The sequence below is a fragment of the Candidatus Nitrospira bockiana genome, from assembly GCF_965152565.1.
This window is the reverse complement of sequence record NZ_OZ224215.1, coordinates 2,347,210-2,367,599: the sequence shown is the minus strand read 5'-3', so window position 1 is coordinate 2,367,599 and position 20,390 is coordinate 2,347,210. Positions and strand designations below refer to the sequence as shown.

22 protein-coding genes are annotated in these 20,390 nt (G+C 60.2%); all 22 read right to left on the bottom strand.

Annotation, left to right across the window (positions count from 1 at the left end):
* Window positions 1–76: 76 nt before the first annotated feature.
* Window positions 77–1,492, bottom strand: a complete 1,416-nt coding sequence (locus ACWHYV_RS11640) for a V-type ATP synthase subunit B (protein WP_447976664.1) — start codon at window positions 1,490–1,492, stop codon at window positions 77–79.
* 64 nt (window positions 1,493–1,556) lie between these two features.
* On the bottom strand, window positions 1,557–3,290 hold the full coding sequence (locus tag ACWHYV_RS11635) for a V-type ATP synthase subunit A (protein ID WP_447976663.1): 1,734 nt from the start codon (window positions 3,288–3,290) through the stop codon (window positions 1,557–1,559).
* A gap of 63 nt (window positions 3,291–3,353) precedes the next feature.
* Window positions 3,354–3,683, bottom strand: a complete 330-nt coding sequence (locus ACWHYV_RS11630) for a V-type ATP synthase subunit F (RefSeq protein WP_447976662.1) — start codon at window positions 3,681–3,683, stop codon at window positions 3,354–3,356.
* Between the two features lie 75 nt (window positions 3,684–3,758).
* Window positions 3,759–4,787: a V-type ATPase subunit gene (locus ACWHYV_RS11625; RefSeq protein WP_447976661.1), complete on the bottom strand. Its 1,029-nt coding sequence runs from the start codon at window positions 4,785–4,787 to the stop codon at window positions 3,759–3,761.
* A 115-nt stretch (window positions 4,788–4,902) separates the two neighbouring features.
* Window positions 4,903–5,487: a V-type ATP synthase subunit E gene (locus tag ACWHYV_RS11620; RefSeq protein WP_447976660.1), complete on the bottom strand. Its 585-nt coding sequence runs from the start codon at window positions 5,485–5,487 to the stop codon at window positions 4,903–4,905.
* A gap of 87 nt (window positions 5,488–5,574) precedes the next feature.
* The gene (locus ACWHYV_RS11615) at window positions 5,575–5,838 is read right to left on the bottom strand and encodes an ATPase (RefSeq protein ID WP_447980717.1); all 264 of its coding nucleotides are present in this window, start codon (window positions 5,836–5,838) and stop codon (window positions 5,575–5,577) included.
* Window positions 5,825–7,732 carry a V-type ATP synthase subunit I gene (locus ACWHYV_RS11610; protein WP_447976659.1) on the bottom strand — a complete coding sequence of 636 codons (1,908 nt, stop codon included), beginning with the start codon at window positions 7,730–7,732 and terminating at the stop codon, window positions 5,825–5,827. Before ACWHYV_RS11610 ends, ACWHYV_RS11615 begins: the two co-directional genes overlap by 14 nt.
* 47 nt (window positions 7,733–7,779) lie before the next feature.
* On the bottom strand, window positions 7,780–8,064 hold the full coding sequence (locus ACWHYV_RS11605; RefSeq protein WP_447976658.1) for a V-type ATPase subunit subunit G family protein: 285 nt from the start codon (window positions 8,062–8,064) through the stop codon (window positions 7,780–7,782).
* A gap of 859 nt (window positions 8,065–8,923) precedes the next feature.
* Entirely contained in the window at window positions 8,924–9,190 is a 267-nt protein-coding gene (locus tag ACWHYV_RS11600) for a citrate/2-methylcitrate synthase (RefSeq protein WP_447976657.1), read from the bottom strand.
* A gap of 306 nt (window positions 9,191–9,496) precedes the next feature.
* Entirely contained in the window at window positions 9,497–10,498 is a 1,002-nt protein-coding gene (locus tag ACWHYV_RS11595) for a S1C family serine protease (protein WP_447976656.1), read from the bottom strand.
* Window positions 10,499–10,560: 62 nt separating this feature from the next.
* Complete coding sequence (locus ACWHYV_RS11590; protein ID WP_447976655.1) at window positions 10,561–10,995, bottom strand: hypothetical protein; 435 nt, start codon at window positions 10,993–10,995, stop codon at window positions 10,561–10,563.
* A gap of 153 nt (window positions 10,996–11,148) precedes the next feature.
* On the bottom strand, window positions 11,149–11,637 hold the full coding sequence (locus ACWHYV_RS11585) for a hypothetical protein (RefSeq protein WP_447976654.1): 489 nt from the start codon (window positions 11,635–11,637) through the stop codon (window positions 11,149–11,151).
* A gap of 271 nt (window positions 11,638–11,908) precedes the next feature.
* Window positions 11,909–12,580 (bottom strand): LuxR C-terminal-related transcriptional regulator, encoded by a 672-nt coding sequence (locus tag ACWHYV_RS11580; RefSeq protein WP_447976653.1) that lies wholly within the window; start codon window positions 12,578–12,580, stop codon window positions 11,909–11,911.
* Window positions 12,581–12,654: 74 nt separating this feature from the next.
* Window positions 12,655–13,086 carry a hypothetical protein gene (locus tag ACWHYV_RS11575; RefSeq protein WP_447976652.1) on the bottom strand — a complete coding sequence of 144 codons (432 nt, stop codon included), beginning with the start codon at window positions 13,084–13,086 and terminating at the stop codon, window positions 12,655–12,657.
* 338 nt (window positions 13,087–13,424) lie between these two features.
* Window positions 13,425–13,898, bottom strand: a complete 474-nt coding sequence (locus tag ACWHYV_RS11570; RefSeq protein WP_447976651.1) for a hypothetical protein — start codon at window positions 13,896–13,898, stop codon at window positions 13,425–13,427.
* A gap of 30 nt (window positions 13,899–13,928) precedes the next feature.
* The gene (locus ACWHYV_RS11565; RefSeq protein WP_447976650.1) at window positions 13,929–14,348 is read right to left on the bottom strand and encodes a hypothetical protein; all 420 of its coding nucleotides are present in this window, start codon (window positions 14,346–14,348) and stop codon (window positions 13,929–13,931) included.
* 235 nt (window positions 14,349–14,583) lie between these two features.
* A complete protein-coding gene (locus tag ACWHYV_RS11560; protein WP_447976649.1) occupies window positions 14,584–15,261 on the bottom strand; it encodes a LuxR C-terminal-related transcriptional regulator in 678 nt (225 codons plus the stop codon).
* A 312-nt stretch (window positions 15,262–15,573) separates the two neighbouring features.
* A complete protein-coding gene (locus tag ACWHYV_RS11555; RefSeq protein WP_447976648.1) occupies window positions 15,574–15,927 on the bottom strand; it encodes a DsrE/DsrF/TusD sulfur relay family protein in 354 nt (117 codons plus the stop codon).
* Between the two features lie 15 nt (window positions 15,928–15,942).
* Window positions 15,943–16,578 carry a class I SAM-dependent methyltransferase gene (locus ACWHYV_RS11550; RefSeq protein WP_447976647.1) on the bottom strand — a complete coding sequence of 212 codons (636 nt, stop codon included), beginning with the start codon at window positions 16,576–16,578 and terminating at the stop codon, window positions 15,943–15,945.
* A gap of 22 nt (window positions 16,579–16,600) precedes the next feature.
* The gene (locus ACWHYV_RS11545) at window positions 16,601–17,419 is read right to left on the bottom strand and encodes a sterol desaturase family protein (protein ID WP_447976646.1); all 819 of its coding nucleotides are present in this window, start codon (window positions 17,417–17,419) and stop codon (window positions 16,601–16,603) included.
* A gap of 414 nt (window positions 17,420–17,833) precedes the next feature.
* Window positions 17,834–18,319: an aminoacyl-tRNA deacylase gene (locus ACWHYV_RS11540; RefSeq protein ID WP_447976645.1), complete on the bottom strand. Its 486-nt coding sequence runs from the start codon at window positions 18,317–18,319 to the stop codon at window positions 17,834–17,836.
* A 333-nt stretch (window positions 18,320–18,652) separates the two neighbouring features.
* Window positions 18,653–19,585, bottom strand: a complete 933-nt coding sequence (locus ACWHYV_RS11535; RefSeq protein ID WP_447976644.1) for a hypothetical protein — start codon at window positions 19,583–19,585, stop codon at window positions 18,653–18,655.
* Between the last annotated feature and the right edge of the window lie 805 nt (window positions 19,586–20,390).

The following is a 20,390-nucleotide window of genomic DNA, read 5'->3' as shown; positions in this document are numbered from 1 at the left end:
TTAAGGTTCAGGCCGAGGTTAAGTTTCTGGTCGGAACCGTTTCGATCTTTCGATCCCCTCAACCTCAACCTTAGCCTCAACCTTCTCCATAGTACCGTTCAATCAACTCCGGTTTCACCCTTGTCAGCCGTTCTGGGGGCAGATAGCGCAGAAACGTCCATCCAAGGTCCAAGGTCTCTTCAATGTTGCGGCTGCGCGATCCTTGGTTCACGAATTGCTGCTCAAAGTCCTGGGCCAGCTTCAAGAAGCGCTTGTCGGACTCGCTCAGGCCATCTTCGCCGACGATGGCGGCCAGACGCCGGACGTCTCGCCCATGGGCATAGAAGGCGTAGAGTTGATCAGCCACCGCCCGATGATCCTCGCGCGTTTTGCCGGGACCAATCCCGAGGTTCATCAGCCGCGACAGACTGGGCAGCACATCGATGGGAGGAAAGATGCCTTTGCGATGCAGCTCCCGGGACAGCACGATCTGCCCTTCCGTGATGTACCCGGTCAGATCCGGAATCGGATGCGTCAGATCGTCATCCGGCATAGTGACGATGGGAAGCTGCGTGATCGAGCCGGCTTTGCCCTTGATCCGTCCGGCCCGCTCATAGATGGAGGCCAAGTCGGAATACATGTAGCCTGGGTAGCCGCGCCGACCGGGGATCTCCTCGCGAGCTGTGGCGATTTGGCGCAGCGCTTCGCAATAGGCCGCCATGTCGGTCAGGATGACCAGCACGTGCCGCCCGAGCGTGAACGCGAGATACTCAGCCGCCGTCAGGGCGTACCTCGGAGTCAGGAGTCGTTCGATCGTCGGGTCATCGGCCAGGTTCAAGAACAGAACGGTATGCGCCATGGCCCCACCGCGCTCGAACTCACCGAGGAAGAACGAGGCTTCACGGAACGTAATCCCCATGGCTGCAAACACGATGGCGAAGGCTCCGCCTTCATGCCCGTTCCCCGTTCCCCGTTCTCCGCTGGTTTCTCGCACCCTCGCGTGGCGGACGATCTGCGCGGCGACTTCCTTGGCCGGCAGGCCGGCGCCGGAGAAAACCGGCAGCTTTTGCCCGCGTACCAGCGTGTTGAGCGCATCGATCGTCGAGATCCCGGTCTGAATGAAATGGGAAGGTTTGTCCCGAGTGATGGGATTCATGGGCTGCCCGATGATGTCCATGCGAGCGTCGGGGATGATCGGTGGCAGACCGTCGAGAGGCACGCCGGCGCCGCTGAACCGCCGGCCCAGAAGATCCGGCGAGAGATCCATCATGGCGGCCGATTCCGTGAGCCGGACTCGAGTTCCGGTTACTCCCAAGCCCGTCGTTTCCTCCAATACCTGGATGACGGCATGCTGCTCGGACAACTCGATCACTTGCCCCCGCCGGGTCTCTTCGTCAGGGAGCATGATCTCGACCAGCTCTCCAAGGGAAGCCTGCTTCAGCCTCTCCACAAACAAGAGCGGGCCGGCAATGCCGCTCACGGTCTGATATTCGCGGGTGATCAGGTCATCCATTGGGTGAGCCTTCAGCTATCAGCGTTCAGCGATCAGCTTGTGGCTGACGGCTGATGGCTGACCGCTAAGTTTTCAGCTCCTGCTGCATCTTCTCGATCATCGCCTGGGCCCGCTGGACGCAACTGTCCGGAGGCGTTTCCTTCATACGTTCGAGCTCGCTTCTCAGCGGCGAGGCGAGGAGTTGCTCGATCGGACTCCCGTTTTTCAGCATACCCTGGCAGTAGCCGAGAAACGCCAACTGGGCTTTGAGCATCCAGTACTGCTTCGCAAGCGGACAGGCGGCGTCGACGTCGGAGTAGGCGTTCTGCCGGAGGTACTCCTCCCGGATGAGCCGGCTGACTTCCAACACGATGCGCTCCTGGTCCTGGACCGCATCAATCCCCACGAGCTGGACAATCTCTTGCAATTCCTCTTCCTTCTGGAGAAGCGCGGCCAACTCGGTCCGAAGTTGCGGCCAGTCGGAGGCCACCTGCGCCTGAAACCACGGATCGAGGGATTGCGTGTAGAGGGAAAAACTGCGTTTCCAATTGATCGCAGGAAAATGACGTCGATGCGCCAGATCCGAGTCTAAGGCCCAGAGCCCCCCTGCCACCTGCATCGAACCCTGTGTCACCGGCTCTGAAAAATCTCCTCCGGGTGGAGAGATCGCGGAGACAATCGTCACGGACCCCTGCCGGGCGGTCTCTCCCAAACAGCGGACCCGACCACTGCGTTCGTAGAATCCGGCCAGCTTGGTGGCCAGATAGGTGGGATACCCTTCCTCGCCCGGCATCTCTTCCAACCTGGCCGAGATCTCACGGGTCGCTTCCGCCCAGCGCGACGTGCTGTCGGCCATGAGGGCGACGGCGTAACCCATATCGCGATAATATTCCGCCATCGTGATCCCCGTGTAGATCGAGGTTTCGCGAGCCGCCACCGGCATGTTCGAGGTATTGATGATGAGGACGGTGCGCGCCATGAGCGGCAAGCCGGTCGTGGGGTCTTTCAGGTGGGGAAACTCGGTCAAGACCTCGGTCATTTCGTTGCCCCGCTCCCCGCAGCCGATGTACACGATGATATCGGCCTGCGCATACTTGGCGAGCGTCTGCTCCACCACGGTCTTGCCGGTTCCGAACCCGCCAGGCACGATCACGGTGCCGCCCGAGGCGATGGGAAAGAGCATGTCGAACACCCGCTGGCCGGTGATGAAGGGCACGATCGGAGGGAGCCGTTCGGCAACGGGCCTGGGCGTCCGCACCGGCCAGCGTTGCATCAGGGTCAATGGACGGTCGCCATCGAGCCAGGCAATCGGCTCCTCGATCGTATAAGTCCCTTCCTGAATCTTGCAAAGCGTCCCGGCTACTCCGGGCGGGACCAGGATGCGATGTTGCATCTTCGCGGTCTCGTGGACGACGCCCACACATGTGCCACCGGCGACGGCCGTCCCGGGACGGACCGTTGGAGTGAACGCCCATCGTCGTGCCCGGGACAGGGCCGGCAATACCAAACCACGCGGGATCCAGTCGCCCTGCTGACTTGCTATGACGTTCAAGGGACGCTGAACGCCATCAAAGATGGCGCCGAGGAGCCCGGGGCCGAGCTCTACTTGGAGCGGTTCTGCGGCATCGGCCACCTCTTCGCCCAACATCAGCCCCGTGGTGTCTTCATACACTTGAATCGTCGCCTCGCCCCCGCGCAGGCGAATCACCTCCCCGAGCAATCCTGTCTTCCCGACCGCGACACGATTGAACATGCGGGTCTGCTCCATCCCTCGTGCAACGACCGTCGGGCCGGAGATCTTCATGATGGTTCCGCTCATAAGTAGCCGAGAAGCTGTCAGCGTTCAGCTATCAGTTCTTTGCTGACGGCTGATCGCTGATAGCTATCTTCTAATCTTCAATTGATACCCGATCGCCCGTCGGAGGAGACGGGCAAGATAGTGCTCCCGAGGTTCTCCTCCGCCTTTCGCCTGAGCGACGGGGATGGCATAGAAGACCGGGCTCACACTTTCCTCCAGCTCGATCTGGCTCTTCTCGGGAAGCCCCGTCCGGTACTCATCGTTATAGATCACGATGCCTGGCTCCTTCGTTCGAAGGAGCGTGAGGAGCCGCTCGGCTGCCTCTTCCTTGGCGCTCACTTCTACCACTTCGACACCGGCCAATCGAAAACCCAGCGCGGTGTCGAGGTCGGTGATGACGATGAGTCGAGCCATGACTATCCGTTTTCCGCACCCTGTTTTCCGTTCCCCGCTGACGGACGACAGACAACGGGAAACGGGCGACGGCCCCTACATAATCAACCATTCCTCGATGTGGTCGTTCTGCATTCCCACGGCCTTGCCGCGGAGGATCATTCTGATGTTGCGGACCTCGTTGATCTTCCGTTCGATATACGAGATCGTCAGACCGATTCCCAACGGATCCGGCCGGGAGAGGCCGACCGCTTTGTGCATGGCCGCACCGTCCAATTGCCTCTCGACGAGTGGAAGGGCAATGACGTCCCTGTCCGGAAATGCATCGGCCAGCCATCCGTAGGGGGTTGCCGCGAGCCGGGCGAGCCCATCGCGCAGATCTCGGGCGCCCACGACTGTCTCGAACTCGGATCGAGTGAACCGCCCCCCTCCCTTGAGAAAATGACCACCGGCTTCCATGCGCGACAGAGCGCCGGGTTCAGCCAGGTAGCGAAGCGCCGTCAGAAGATTGCTCTTATCCACGAGAAACCGGAAATAGTCCCTGACGGCTCGGTCGTTGTCATCGCCATCCGCGATCGATCGGGACGTGTGCATCACAGCGAACCGGTCGAGCTCAGACTCGAGCGGTTCCAGCGTGTCGGTCTCCCCAAGCTGGTTCAGCCCGGTTCTGACCGGACGAGCGAGTGGAAGCCGCCACGTCTCCAGCAGATCGGCCACGGCTTGCATGGTAGGGACCCGCGCAAGTTCCCCCAGAGCGATGTCATCCAGGATCCCGATCGGAAACGTCGTCAACACGATGTCTTCGACCGGCGCAGCAGCCCGCCTGCCGCGCAACACGGTTTTCAGATTGTAGACGTCCCATCGAAGGAAGAGTGTGGTGATCAGCTCACGCGATCGATCGGAGAAGAAGCGGCGGAGCATGCCAAGGTTCTGCGCAAGGTCCCGCCGGAGCGCTTCATCGATGCGAACGACCGTCCCGGCGAGCTGCGTGGGATCGTACCCCGTGAGCGCGTGCTCCAACGGGCGCGCATACGGCGAGCTCTTCAAGACCTCGACCAGGCCGTCGAAGGTCGCACAGCCCAACAAGGATTCATACTGCCCCCGGTTGAGAAGACGGCCCTCCATGGCACGGATCCTGACATTGCTGTAGGCGTAATCGTCCATCTTCTTAAGGTTGAGGTCGAGGCTGAGGCTAAGGCGAAAGGATTCGCACACCATCGGGCTCACCTCAACCGTAGCCTCAGCCTTCACCCTCTCTGAACAGCAGGCGGTTCAGTTCGATCATCAATTCGGGCTTCGCCTTGGCGAGACGACTGGCATAGCAATTCGTGAGGACCTGGCCGTTCGCTTCGAGCCTGACCCCCAGCAGCAGATCGTCCTGGTGCTGCTCCTCTACGGCGAGTCCTCGTTCTTTCAAGATATCTTTCAAGTACGGCCACTCCCGACTATCAATGAATACTCGGGGTAATGGAGAAGAGGAGGCGCTGAGCGCTTCGACAAGGAGCGCACGAAGGACCTGCGTCCGAGCCTTGCCGGTGAGCGCCATGGCCTTCTGACCAGCGTGCTGCCACACGGCGTCCAGGACCTCCCGCTTGGCCTGCAGCACGATGTGGCGGCCAGAGAGCGCGGCGCGACCCAGACGTGCGGTCCGCCGAGCAGAAAGGTCTCGGCGAATGATACGGTTGACCTCGTGGTCCAAAGCCTCGCTTTCTCGCTTGGCCTCATTCAGCAGTCGCTCGCCCTCAGTCTGGGCTTGACGCAAGATGGCCCCGCACTTGGCTCGCCCTTCTTCCAACAGCGCGTCGATGAGCGTGTCGTAGGACATAGCTTCAAAGCCGACAGGGCAGAGCTGATAGCGAGTAGCGTGAGCCTCTCATCAGGAGCGACGAGCTATCCGCTGCACGCGCTGAGCTCACCTCGCTGCGAACAAAATCAGAATGGCCACGGTAAACCCGAAGATGACCAACGTTTCCGGGATGACGAGCAAGATCAACATCGTCCCGAAGGTCTCCGGCTTCTCCAAAATGGCACCGATCGCCGCCGCACCAATCCTGGCCTGCGCCAATGCCGTGGCCAGCGCCGCCAGCCCGATTGCCAAGCCCGCACCGATCGCGATGAGTCCGATCTCTGTCATGATCCTTCCTCCATGGTTGTCCTCCGCCTCACCCTCGAACAGGCAGGACCGGATGGAGATGCCGAAACGGCTTGTACGGCCGGCCGCCAGGGGCAAAAAAGTTCTCGAAAAATTCGACATAATGGAGCCGGAGCGATTGGATGGTCGGCGAAAGGATGCCGAAAACGACATTGATCCCGTGGAGCGTCCCCGCGATCACGATGCCCAAGAAGACGTTGCCCACCATGCCGCCCAGCTTGTTCGCGGCGAAGGCGAGCGCGGCCGACGCGACACCGATGCCCATCAGGCGGAGGTAGGAGAGCACATTGACGAGGTTATGCAGCTCCATGGCTCCGCGGCCCCCTCCAAAGATGAAAATGATGGCGAGCGAAAACAGGAGTCCTACGACCTCTGCCGGCATCCATTGGCGCGGCACCAGTCCAGCCACGCTTGCGATGAGAGCGATGAATGACAGCACAAGCACCATGCCGCCGCACTTCGTCAGACACTCCTGCTGGTTTCCATGCCGCCAGGCCGAGCGCGCACCCAGCGCGAGCCCTAACACCACGTGCACCGTGCCGATCCCGATGGATAGGGAGAGCAGAGGCAGAAAGGCCTGCATGCGGTCCAGCACCGGATGCAGACCGACGTACTCGCCCAGCTCCCCAAACAACTCTCCAAACAGGAGACCGAACACGATTGCCGAGCCCGAAGCCGACAGGAAGATGGTTGAAAGGTCGCGAACGAGGGGATGGGAGCGGTACCGCCGTCGGACCATGGCTGCGGCGACAAGAAGGAGCAGCCCATAGCCGACATCGCCGAGGATCATGCCGTAGAACAAGGGGAAAAACGCCGCCACGTACGGGGTCGGATCGGTGCTCCCGTAGCGCGGCAAGGCCACGAGCCGGGTCAATGTTTCAAACGGTCGGAGAAAGCCGGGATTCCGCAGTGCCACGGGGACACTCGCCCATTCCTTGGGAGCAACCGGGCATTCTTCCAGCACAACCTTGCCGCCGAATTCGTCCCCAAGCCTGAGACGTAAGTCGGTGAGCATCCGACAGGGGATCCAGCCATAGATCAGGCCGGCCATCTCGGTCTGGTAGAAATACAGGCTCACTTCAATTTGTTCGAGGCCACGCACAATGGCATCGTGGCACTCCGCTAATTCCTGGCGCCGCTCGAGCGCGACCTCTCTCAGTTCCCGGCGATAGCGGCTCGCCTCGAGAGGGAGCTCGGTCTTCTTCTGAAGGAGCATGCGCACGGCCTCTCCCAAGGGCTTGTCCGAGACGGAGACCGGGAGTCGCAGTTCGGCGATTCCTTCCTCCCACAACAGATTACGAACCCTGGCACTCTGCACTTTGGGAAACACCAGCAGCACGACCAGCGAACGTGCGTCTATCCGTGTATGGAACAGCTCATAACGGTTGTCCGTGATCTTGGCCATCATTTCCCGCAGGAGGGGCAGGAGATCACGGGAGCTCTCGCGCTCGTCGAGCGTCACGCCGAGATGGTCTAATTCTTCGCTTTCCTGGACGAACTGTAAAAATGGCGCCAGTCCCGCCAGGGCCCTCTCGTACTTGGACAGGAGAGCCAGCTCTTCCTCACTCGTCTTCAGCTTGGTCGCGAGGTCATCAACATGGCGACCGATCTCTCGGACTCGATCAGCCAGGTGGGTCAGGCCCTCTTCGGTCAGTTCCGGATGTCGAATGAATCGTGCCGTCATTCGCTCGTCGGGTGGGATCTCCGGAAGGACCAGAAGAAGCCGGCGCACGTCTTCACGCAATCGTTCCAGCTCAGCTCGCCGCCGCCGCGTGGACTCATCCATCGTCTGCGGCCGGAGGGGAACCTGAGTCGCTTCCACCGGGGTCGACTCGACATGGAGGATGCCGATCTCTTGGAGCGTCGACGTCACCCGGTCCATGAGCGTCCGAGGAGAGACGAGTCGTACCTTTGCCATCGGCTCAATCATCAAGAAGCTCACAACCCATACCTGGTAGCCTGAAGCTATTCGCTGTCCGCTGTTCGCTTCCAGCCCGGCACAATCCGCTTCAGAACCAGTTCGACCGCCTCATCCATCTTGCCCATGCATCTGCCCTTCAGAGCGTCAGCTTCTGTCCGTGCGTCCTCGAGCAGTTGCTCGGCCTCACGTTCTACCTCCGCGATGCTCTTCGCCTCGGCATCAGTTTTCTTCCGCTCGAGCGAGCGGCGTTTCTCGGCCAACAGGGTTTCAGCCTGGGCCCGAGCCCTGTCGAGAATGGCAGCCGCTTCTTGCTGAGCCGCTCGGACCATGCCTTCCACTTTCCGTTCGGCAGCCTGGATTTGGATGAGAATCTCTGGAGACTGTTGATCCGAGGGCTCCGCCATGGCTGCCTCTCTCTTTCGACCACCCACCCGGCCGAAGACAGTAATTCGGACTCACTTGGCGATTGGCACGCCGGAGTCTACTGCCCCACACCGGGTCATGACGGACGAGTGGACGGCAATGAGCTCACCTGTTGAAGATCGGGCTCCCGCTTCCTCCGCTCGTGGTCTGGGCGTCATGGATAATACGGTTCGGAACCACGTCGCTCACCCAGCCCTGCGTCGTCAGCGGCCTCATGAGGCTGCGGTCGGCCAGGTCTTGAACGAGCTTCTGCCACTCGCGGCCCGCCCGCCCCTTTCAACAGCTCGACAGCGGAGAACTCATGCGGGTCCGGCCTGCCGGGAAAATAGGCTCGCGTGCTCGCCAGGCGCGGCTCCAAACCCGCCTCACCGGCACGCGCTGGAAGAACTGCATCTCCCCTCGGCGACGGCCTGGGAGATGGATGAGAGAAAATCTCAACCCGATGCCGGGCGGCCGATGAAGCGCGGCGTCAGGCGCTCGGTTGAGGAACGCTGCGTGTGTCGGCTCACGGCTCGTCCCTGTCACCATCGTTGCATGGCTCCGACCGCCGGACCTTGCCTTCCTTACAGACCGGAAGGCCCACCGCCCTCTTTTACGGCCTGTCGCCTCTTCGCCAACGCTTCCGCCTGGACCACGTTCTTGCAACGGTCGCAGATCCAATGCCCATACAAGAGGGCCGGCCCCACCTGCCCGCAGAGCAAACAATGACTGGGCTTTTCGTAGGGTGGTGTCTCCTCGCGCTCCTCTCCGGGCTTCATTTCTGTGTTATCGTCCGCCTTTGTCATGATGCCCTCCCTCGTTTGCGCGGCGCTCGATCGGGGCATCGACTCGGCCATGCCGTCCGTCGTAGATCTGGTCCGGGCGGAAGAGCTTATTGGCCTTGATCTGCTCCAGCCAGTGAGCCAACCAGCCGCTGACGCGCGCGATCGCAAACATACACGTGAAGAAGTCTTCATTCAGGCCCTTCGTTTGTAGAAATCCACGTTGGCGCAGCCCCTCGGTCGCACGCGCTTCGGCGGTAACCAGAGCCACTCACCTCTTCCCCTGTATAGATATCAAGCACGGGATATGCCCATCTCATCCCCTGCTGGCCACTCTAAACTTGTTGATATCGCTTGGGCTTTTCTTCCTTTGCTCCTTCAGGAAGAATTGTCGCGAGCAAGCTAATTGGGGTGTTTCAGGTCACAAGCAAGCCGGACACTGTCGCCAAATACCTCAGGGCAGGCAACGGGGAATCCACGTGGCAGAAGCAAAAAGGCGGGCTGCGATCACCTCTTCCGTATAGGGGTGGTCCCATGATGGGAAGATGCCAAGAATCTTGATTGCTTGTGCACCACCTCAGCCGCTGCTGAATTCCCCGAGCACCACTCGCATGTGAAACTCCGTATTCCCACGCAGAATGTGCAAGAGAACCGTCTGATTCGGCTGCGCTGTCTCCAGGAGAAAGCTCTTCAACTCAGCCGGCGTTAAGATCTCAATCTGGTCGATGGCAAGAATGACATCACCGACCTTCAAGCCGCCCTCGAAAGCGGGTCCTTCGACCTTCACGATGCGCACGCGCCAGCGGCTTTCCCATTTGACGGCTTCCATGGCAATCCCAAGCCATGGAACCAGGGGTCGCTTCCGTTCTCGAAGGTCTCGGGCGACGCGCTGTGCCGCGGTGGCCGGAATCGCAAATGCCATACGGCTGCAGCCTCCCTTGCCTTGTACCTGCTCAGTCTGAATGATCGCATGGATGACGCCCACCACCGCTCCCTGGTCGTTAAAGAGTCCTCCCCCCGAGTTGCCGCTGCAGACCGAGAGGTCCAATTGGAGCAGTCTCGACGGCACGGTAAACAAAAAAGTCCCCTCGCTCCCGACGCGTCCATAGGTGACCGTCGCGCCGCGATCCAACGGAAATCCAACGGTAAAGACCTCCTCACCGGCCTGAGGATCGCTAGCCGCGAACAAGACAGCCCCCGGCAGCTTCCACGCGGCGCCCGCCTCCACCCGATAGACCGCGAGATCAATCGGCGCGTGCTCTCCGACCAAAAATGCGGTCAGTTCGTGCAGATCCTGCGTCAAGATGGTCACGGACGGCAGAATCGCTTTGTCGGCGCCTTGCATAGTGACTACATGGCGGGCTGTGACGATATACCCGTCGCCGATATGAACACCCGTGCCCTGGAACTGAAATCGTTCGGCCTCTCGCAGGATCCCGACCGTCGCGCGTTTCGCCTCGAGAATCACCTGCGAATCGACCCCCGCCAGCGCAGGCTCCGGCCCCGCTGGGATGGCGACTGCTCCCAAGGCCAGGGCCAACAGAACGAGACTATGACGAGGCCGCATCCGACGTGCCATGGCGATCCTCCACCGTACTGCCCCTCAACAGGTCCGGTTCACAGCCATCCCTGCCGCATCGATCACCCATCGCCCCAAAAGAACTCGTCCCAATCTACGGTCTTATCCCACCACTGCTTGTGGCGCTTCACGTCATGCAAAGCCGGCGGCGTCACCTTGTAGCAGTAATCCCAGATCATGTCGGCGGCCATGGCGCTGATCCCGCCTTCTCTGGCTTCCAGCATGTCCATGAAGCGGTTCATGGCCGCGTAAGTTCGCTCCTGATCACCATTCTCGTAGAAGCGATGCACGAGGTTGAGTTGGTCCAGATAGACCTCAAATATCGTGGATTCTCCATTGGTGAGCGCGGTGCCTTGCTGCACTACGACGAACCCGGTCAACTCCTCAAGCCATCCATCTCGTTGTAGCAGCACCCCGGATTCGCCGTTCACCGAAACGAGAAGGATCGCGGCGAGCAAGCCTGCCAGCCATATCCTCTGATAAAGAGTGGGTTTCATTGTTCCGCCCTCCGCTTCTTGTCAGCTTCCGGACTTCATCCCATATCCAGAAAAGTCCCCCCTTCTGCTTGGGACCTGTCCCCATTCGGAATGCGGGGACAAGCGCCAGATGGAAGGGCGCCCCGTTCCGCCGGTGCCGTCCCCGATCACGTCTCACCGCGACCCGACAAAATAGATGTGCCCGCCCAGATGTCGATCCTTGTGAAGCGGACACCAGACACGGAAGAGCTGTCCTGGTCCGCTCACCCGGGCTCCCTCGAATTGCGCCGTGCTCACGGTGATGCGTTTGGTCTCGCCCGGAAGCACTGTGACGCGTATCGGTTTCAAGTGGTACACCATGCCCGGTTCCTCCCCGGGCGCCACGGCTTCTGTGCTCTTTTCTGCAAGCATCTCAAACATGCCTCGGACGGCGAATGCGTGTTCCTCCTTGGTGGGGTTCTCCAGGATGAACGTCAGCCCGTCTTTCAAGTCCTCTTCTTCCATCATGACTTGGCTGGGCTGCCAGATCGACCACCGTGGCGGCATCATCTCCGAGGCCACCCATCGAAACTCGCCTGCCTGAGCCGTCTCGCCGGTGAATACGCTGGCGACGAAGACGACAGCAAGGCCCGCTGCATAACTTCTGTTTTTCCATTTGCTCATGGCGCGTCCTCCTTTCTCGCCGAATCTCGTTCATCTCACAGCAACGATCCTGATCAGGAGACTTCCTGGCACGACTGCTCCTGACGCCACCTCCTTCCCCGTGCCGTTCGCTCAAAGCCAGCCGGGTCGTGTGTCACTGTTCACCCTATGGCCGGCCGTGTCCGCGCACAATGAGCCGGGCGCTTCATTTTATGTCTTGGGCAAACGGCCCTAATGGCCCAAGGAGCCAGAGGCCAGCGAGGGTTCACTGAGGAGCGATCAGAACTGCAGATCAAACAGCAGGCGACGGGCCAGGTGGAAATGCGATCGCGAGCGCTTGCAGTCGACTGTGGGCACCGAGCTTTTCAAGGAGACGCTGGATATGGTTGCGCACCGTTTTGGGTGTGATGCCGAGCGCCATGGCTATGTCCGTGGTGCTCTCGCCGGTCACAAGCCGGCGAAGGATCTCCCGCTCCCGTTGACTGAGCGGCAGCGCCGTAGGGATGTCCGGCATGGATCCAGGACAAGACCCCGGCGAGCGCACCTGAATCGGGCAGGCGACGGCATGAAGCTCCTGAACCAACTGGGAGACTTTGGCCAGCGTGGTGACATCCCGGAACAGGTGCGCGACCCAGAACGTGCCGGCTTTTCGAGAAGGCACAGGCAATGAACTGACATTGAGCCACACCAGGCGTCCGTCCTTGGTGTGCGTCTGCATATCGAAGTGCCGGACACCACCACCCCGGGCGATGCAGGAACCGATCGGGCAGGAGGGCGAACACAAGGGGCGGCCGCTCAGCGTTTCGCCGCGCAGTACGTCATGGCAGAAGCGACCCACAACCTCTGTCGCTCGAAACCCCAAGAGGCGTTCGGCGACTCGATTCCAGAGCACAATCTTACCCTCATGGTCCACGACCACCGCGCCGTCGGCTGCCCGTTCCAGCATGGTGGTGAGCTGTTTCACGGGTTCCTCTTGCGACGTGAGGCTATGGTCCAGCCACCTGACAAGAGAATATCGATCTATCCTTCCACCTTGATCTATCCAGGCCACTGTGCTGCGTCAGGTATTCTGGGTTGCTCCATTCGCGGCGGCCCGGCATGGCGTGTCACGTCGTGGAACTCCGGCGGCGCGACGAAATTACAGAGGTTGAACAACTCGTTTGCCGGCTGTGCCGGGATTTCCCCATAGCGGGCTTCCAGCATGTCCATGAACCGATTCATCGCCACATAGGTCCCGTGCACGTCCCCCTTCTGATAGGCGGTCTCCACCTTGCCCATCTGCTCGAGATAGAGATCCCACCTAGCATTCGGATACTCCTTTTTATAATAGGCATCGCCTCGATAGAAAGCGATGGCGCCCTTGATGTCGTCTATCCAATAGGGATAGACAGGCGACGTGTCGGCCGTTCCTGCCATCGGTATGAAGAAACAGGCGATCACACTGATCACCACCACCACGCTATTGATCATTCTGTCCGGTCCCTGCGTCATGTTGCACCTCTATGGGGTTTCTACCCCACTCTCGCTGGGTCTTCCATTTTGACCATTCCTCCCATGATCATTCCTCCCAAAACATTGCTCCCCTCCACGTATGCCGCTGGTCATCATAAACGCAGTTGGGGTGACCGGTAGCAAAAGTCCCAGATTGCCTCTGCAACTTCAGGTCTGATCCCAGCCTCATGAGTCTCCAGCATTTCCATGAATCGGTTCAGGGCCACATACGTTCCATGGAGCTCGTTGCGTCGCAACGTATGCCACACAAGCAGCAGCTGCCCGAGATAAGGCTCAAATGAGAGTCCGTGCATCCATCATCCCTCCCGGCGTTCGATGATGAACATTTCCCCCTTCACATCCGGGTGCATATCGCACCAAATCACGTGGCGCATGAGCGGGCTCATCATCGTGAGCGGGGCTTCCGCTGAGCCCTTGGTGAAATGGAGCGTCATGGTCTTCCCCGGATCCACGCGGAACGCCGGGCCGTCCTTCCCTGCAACTTGATACCCGTCGCCTTCAAGGCGGACCGGCGTGTCCTTGAACAAGGGGGAGTAGAATCCATGGGTCACCCCGTCTTCGTTGTGGACCACGATGGCGATCGGATTCCCCTCTCGCCCGTAGCCCGTGACATGGAACTCCATCTTCTTGATGGTCACCTGGATCGTCAGCTCCGGAGTCTCCTTCTCCGTCGTGGCCCCCTCCGTCACGCCCGTTCCCAACAAGGAGCCCAGCGCCAACACAGCCGCGAAGCACAGCGAGGTCATCGCAACACGTCTGGCTCTCCTCATGGCACACCTCCCTTCTGGAAACTGTTCAGGTCAGCCGGCAATGTCTCCAAACTGATGCTCGATGAACCGGTCGATATGCCGAGACACGTCATGGTACTGTGCCGGCGTCACGAGATAGCAGTAATCAAACAGCCGGTCCGCCGCCTCAGGAGCAATGCCGTTCTCGCGCTGTTCGAGCATATCCATCAATCGATTCATCGCCCGATACCCCGCTGCCGTATCCTCGTTTCGGAGATGCGCCCGCACGGCTTCCAGTTGGGCAACGTAAGGAGCGAATGTGCCCCAAAACGGCCCTTCATTGGCTTGCTCGACCAGCACCGCCTGCATCAGGGCATCGAGCCAGTCGTGTTCGGCCACCGGAGCTGACACTGAACAACCCAGTCCCCCTAGGCTGAGGCCCGCTAGGGCCAGCAGGATCGCTGCCGTTTGCCTGCGGTCGATGATCCCCATCGCGCACCCCGACCCACCTTCCCCCTTTGGTCCGAAATCCCTGCTCCTGAACGACCTCACCGAGATCTTGATGTGAGAAACTGACTCCGCAGCTACATGCTGAATCAGGCGTGTCCTAGGAACAATGAGCCGGCTGCATCATTTTGGGAGTGGTCCAGATGCATCTGGACCAGAAGACGAATGAGGCTCGGGGGCCAAGGCTGGATGAACTCAGGCCGGAGGATCTTGTCTCAGATTAGGAGGACGGCGTGTGATGATGGAAGACGACGGCGAGGGCCTCGAGGCGGCTGTGCGCCCCGAGTTTTTCGAAGATGTGTTGGACATGATTGCGCACCGTGGCCGTGCTGATGCAGAGCGCATCGGCAATACGTGTGGTGCGCTCACCCAAAGCCAGGTGCTGTAAAACCTCTCGCTCTCGTCTGCTCAGCGGGAAGGTGGAGGGAATATCGGGTACTGCCCCCGAGGGGCACGCGGGAGACGGGGTATGCCGCGTGTGAGGAACTCGTCCCTCGTCGGGAGCGGACAGCACGGATTGCAGCTCCTTCACTAACTGCCGTACTTTCGCCTGTCTCCCGATATCCCTGAACAGATGGACAAACAGGAACCGATCCTTCTTTCTTGAGCGGATCACAAGGGAGCTGACATTGAGCCAGATGATCTTCCCAGCCTTTGTACGAGTCTGGATCTCGAAATTGCCCACCCCGCCGCCACAGCTGAGCCGTTGGCTCACGGGGCATGAAGGGGAACAGAACGGATGGCCGGCGAGCGTCATGCCTCGCAGTACCTCATGGCAAGACCGTCCAAGCACGTCGGACCTTGAGAACCCGAGCAAGCGTTCCGCCGCTCTGTTCCAGAGCACGACGATTCCCTGCTCGTCGGCGAGCATCGCCCCGTCGGCGGTCCGGGTCAGCATTGTGATCACTGAGCGTTCCATAAGAAGAAGAGCTCGATGGAGCCCGTTGGGAGCGATTCGCAACACCCCTTATTGGGCCTACCGCTATGGTATTTCACCACGCCCTATCCATTAGTTCAATCGGTAGGCACGTGATCGGCAAGCACCTTTCCGCCATGCTTTTCCCAATGATGGAGGAGCCGAGTGAGAAGAATTGCGTCGGGACTGTCCATTCGAACGAGAGGATCTGTTGGCAAGCCACGTCGGTCCGTATGGGGCATTGGCAGGTGGCAATCGGATCGAATGCCGCCGACCACGGCATCACCTTTCTGCTCACAACGTCAGCACTTTGTCCGAGTCAACGACCCATTGGGCTAGCTGGCTCATCGTGCTGACCTCGATGCCTTCGAGCAGGGTAAGCTTTTCCAGCCCGCGCGCCTCCACACAGGTACCGCATGCTTTGACTTCCCCCTGTTTGCTGATCACGGCTTTGAGCATCCGTTCGATGTTGTAGTACCCCTGAGGCGTGGTCTGGGCGGGCAAGGCGGCAGTGACGGCGTCCGCCATCAGAAAGACGCGGATCCCTGCCTCGGCATGCTCCTGCTGCAACTTCATCGCAAGGCGCAACGCGTTGTAGACTTTCTCGGAACCATAGGGGGCATCGTTGAGAATCAAGAGGATCTTCATGCCTCACCTCATTGCTTACGTTTTCTGCGCCCTGAGCACGACGAACGCACCATTGGCATAGCCGTCACGAACCTCCAACCCTCTCGGCCCGAGTTTCTCTGGATCGCCCAACAGGGTTTCACAGAACCGCAGCGAGCGGAGCCCGGCTTCCTGCACTGGGCCAGCCACTTCCTCCACCGAATAAAATCGTGCATCCCGGTAAAAGGAACCTGTTTCCTTCCGTGACTCGTACAACCGCCCAAGCTCACTGTTCCGGTTGATGAAACCGATGATCAGGTGGCCGCCTGACTTCAGTACCCGCCTGAGTTCCCGGAGCAAGATCGGCACATCATCCACGAAGCAGATGACGGTGACGAGCAGGACAACGTCGAACAGTCCCTCGCGGAAGGGTAACTGCTCGCCGACAGCCTGGCAGACTCGAAGGCTACGCTGCCGAGCAATTGCCAGCATCCGCCGACTGGGATCGATTCCGCATAGGATCCCAAGCGGGACTGCAAAGCGCCCGGTTCCGATGCCTACCTCAAGGCTCAGTCCCCCGCCAGGAGTGAGTTTCCGGAGCGCAGCCACTTCGGCCTGATAGACGAACGCGTGTGCGTCGAACCACGCATCGTATTCGGATGCGTGCTGTTCAAAGACTGCTACAACGGGCATCCGGGCTCTTGAATCTACGCCGTCACCGATGACGGCTCAACGGGTAGTCACCCGGCATTCCGGTAAAGGGAAGCAGGAGTAGTCCCATGAGCGTCAAATGGGCCGGGTCCCTGAACTGGTTCAAGCCGAGCGTCATCCGCTCGTGCCCCCCTTCCGGCTGGGGTCTATAGGTTCCCAGCAGCCGATCCCACCACGGGAGATTGAACCCGAAGTTCGCGTTCGTCTCTCGTGGCAGGATCGAATGGTGAACGCGATGCATATCAGGAGTCACCAGGATCCAGCGCACGCATTGGTCAAGCGCAGCCGGCATGCGCACGTTGCTGTGGTTAAACATGGAGGTCGCATTGAGCAGAACTTCGAAGCTCAGCACGGCTTGAGGCGATGGGCCTACGATCCCAATCGCGGCGAGCTTGATGAGCATCGACAGGACCACTTCAACCGGATGGAACCGGAGCCCGGTGGTCACATCGCAGTCCAAGTCAGCATGATGCATCATGTGGAACCGCCAGAACAGGGGCACGGCATGGAACATCACGTGCTGCAGATACAGAACAAAATCCAGCGCAACGACGGCCAGAGCTACTTCAAGCCAGTCTGGCCAGCTCAGATGGTTCAGGATGCCCCAGGTTCGCTCAGCAGCCAGTATTGCGGCGCCGACCGCCCCGGCGGCGAACAGCAGCCGAATGATGACGGCGTCCAACGTCACGACGGAGAGGTTCGCGACCCACCGTCTGCCCTTGTAGGTAGTCAGGCGGCGCCGGGGGATCAGCACCTCCCAGGACGCCATCAAGCTCAGCACCCCGAGAAACGCTGATACCCTGATCAGGACCTCTGTCGGCATCTCTCGCCACTCACATGACTCTCCTGATGTCGCGACTTGGCACTTAATCGGCGAAACAACTTACCGCACTTTCACCCGCTTCGCGACCACTCCCTTTTCTCTGTCTTTGCTCCCTCCCTGCATTCTTTCTCTCTGACGCTCTCGGGAGCGCAGAGTCCTCTGCCCGTTGCTGCGTTAGATCCACCTTCAGCACTTAAGGGAGGTAGCATGCAGACTCCGACAGGATGGACCGCTCGAGCAGACGATCGAAGGGACCATCCATATCGGCGGCAGGGTGACGGTCATCGATAACGGGCGGGCATCCCGACCGGCATCTATCCGACACAGAAGAAGTCCGCGGCCGAGCTCGCACGTGCGCAGCAAGGAGTCGGCTCGGCCCCCTTCTTCGGTAGGATGGCGTCTCCGATCGTCTTGCTAGCTGGCCAGTTTCGCAGGTGTTCGATGGAACTCGGCGACCGTTGGATGAACCAAATCGGCAAAGTCCTGATAGCGGAGCTTGATGGCCCCAAGATGGGACCCGTCCTGGAAGACAATCTCCTCATCCTCGGTCAGCAAGCGGTCGACATAGACCTCCAAGCCGTAGAGGTTGCCGAAGGGCGGCATGGCCCCGACCTCGCAGTCAGGAAACAATCCCTTGAACTCTTCCTCGCTGGCAAGCCGTGCGTCCCGGGTCCCCAGGATCTCGGCAAGGCGCTTCAAATCGATCTGCCAGTTGGATGGGAGCACCACCATCACAAACCGTTCACCGGCCTTGACCATCACGACCTTGGCCAACTCTTTCCCCGGTATGTGAAGCACATGAGCCACCTCCGGCGCCGTGTAGGCCTCTTGATGGCCCAAGACCTGATACGTGACCTTATTGCTGTCGAGATACTCTCGAAGTCTCCCTAGGATAGCCATGGCGACCTCCTTTCCGGAGCCCGGTTGGGTGGGCCTTGAAGGGGTGGAATTGCGGTGACGATTTCTATCCTGATCCTCCAGAACCGGCAAATCAATGGGAAGGTAAAGGCGCGTGATTCAGCTTATAGTTTGCGGAGTACCCGTGATCGAGAGACGCAGGGCGCGGAAGGACCCGCCGTCTTGCAAGAGCCGCATCCTCGAATCGCTGACTAGGTTAGGCGTTGGCTTACGCCGCATTCTTCCTTCGTGACGGTTCGTCCCGAACCCGCCAAGACGCCGGGCTTGGGTGCGTGAAACCCGCACCCTGCAGGAGAAGCGTTCATGAATCTGCGGCTAGGCCGCTTGTAATACGGCCAGCTTCAAGCAATGTTTATCGCAGGTCATCGGTCCGCCGTTGAATGCCGAACACCGGATGACCTCGTATGGCCGATCATCACTGACCAACATGTCGACCACCACGTCTTTTTCATGGACGTCACAATGGGTCTCCACGGTGCGCGTCGAGGCACCGCGTTCCGTCATCATCCCAGCGCCGGCCGCCGCGAAGAGAAGAGCCCCGGCGCCCAGAATCATGAGGGGGATGATCGCGCCATCACCGATCGAACCATGGCCCCAGGCAGGATCGGGTGTGATTTCGGCCGCCGGCGTGAACGCGATCCGCTCGGCAAGAGCTGTCAATGCGGTCGCCGCCGCGATGATCGTCGCCTGCGAAGCCCGCGGCTCAAGCGCTGCCCGTTCATTCGCCTTGGCCGCAGCGACCAGCGCCGACCCGTATTCGGCTTCAGCCGCTTCGAGCGCCCTCTCGAGATCCTGACTGCCGGTGACGATCGCCCGGCCGAGATCTTCCTGGGCGATCGCATCGGCCTGCTGTTTCCTGGCCGCAAATTCCGCTCCTCGCCAATCTGCCGGGAGCTTGAAGACCCCCTCCAAGAAGTCGCGCCTCGCCTCAACATCGAGAGCAGCGCTCCCCGCCACGGCGGGGATGAAGGCTGCTGTCCTCGCCTGCACCTGGCTGAGCCGCACGATGGCGGCGCCCAATGCGGCCTGGGCGCGCTCATGTGCCTCCGTCACGAGCGCCGGCGTCACGACGGCCTCCTCGATGGTCCTGGCCAGTTCTTGCTCGAGAAACTTCTCTGAGGTCATCACGGTCGGTGGCGTCAACAGTGGCTGCTCAACTCCCAGATGCGCGAAAAAGAACGCAGTGCTGGCGGCGACCGTGACCGCTCCCGCCATCACCGCCATATCTATGTGGTCTAAACATTTCATAGCCCACCTCCGTTGTCCTGCACCTCCCCCCTTCATCATCCACTTCATTCACTCGAAGTCCCTCGTCATCGAAGCGAGAACCGACTATGGTTCTTTGTATGACAGGAGCCCGCCGTTGGACAATGAAACGGGTGCATCATTTTTCGGGTGAGGCGATCGCCTCACGGAGCAATGCGGTCATCGCCCCGTGAAGTACAGGCTGATGCCCGATCATCAACGTGAGAAACGAAGGTCGGCCCTTCTGACTCCATCGAGTTCGGTGAGGACCGATACGACGCAGGACCGGCGATGCTCCAGGTTGCCGCTCTGCTAACGCGCATTTCCTGTTCCGTGACGACATCCCGATAGCCGTGCATGGGTGTGAAGAACACGCCATGCGACGTGATGATGAGCAGTCCCCAGTCACTTTTGACCAGCGAGCTGAGCGATTGCTCACCGGCCTCGGGACTTCCAGAACATGCCTCTGACTCGGCAACATTGGAAAATGCCCAATTGTCCGCCGGCTTGGGAGGTGGCATAGGCCGGACACGGTGAGCCATCCTTGAGTCCGAAGGCCTGGTCAGGATACGAATGGGTGAGCACAGTGACATGCGGGTGCAGTCGTCAATCTTCCCGCGCGCCAGTCCTCGCCGCCGTCAATCACCACACATCGGCGACGGTAGACGAGCATCGTGGATCGATGCTCATGATCAAGCCGAAGAAGCGAGCTGAGACGAAGCAAGGCGAGAGCCGACGAATCCCTGTTTGACGCTTCCGCACTGTTCGGATCCTCAGTGCGTCATGGCATTCAGCAATTCATTGGCAC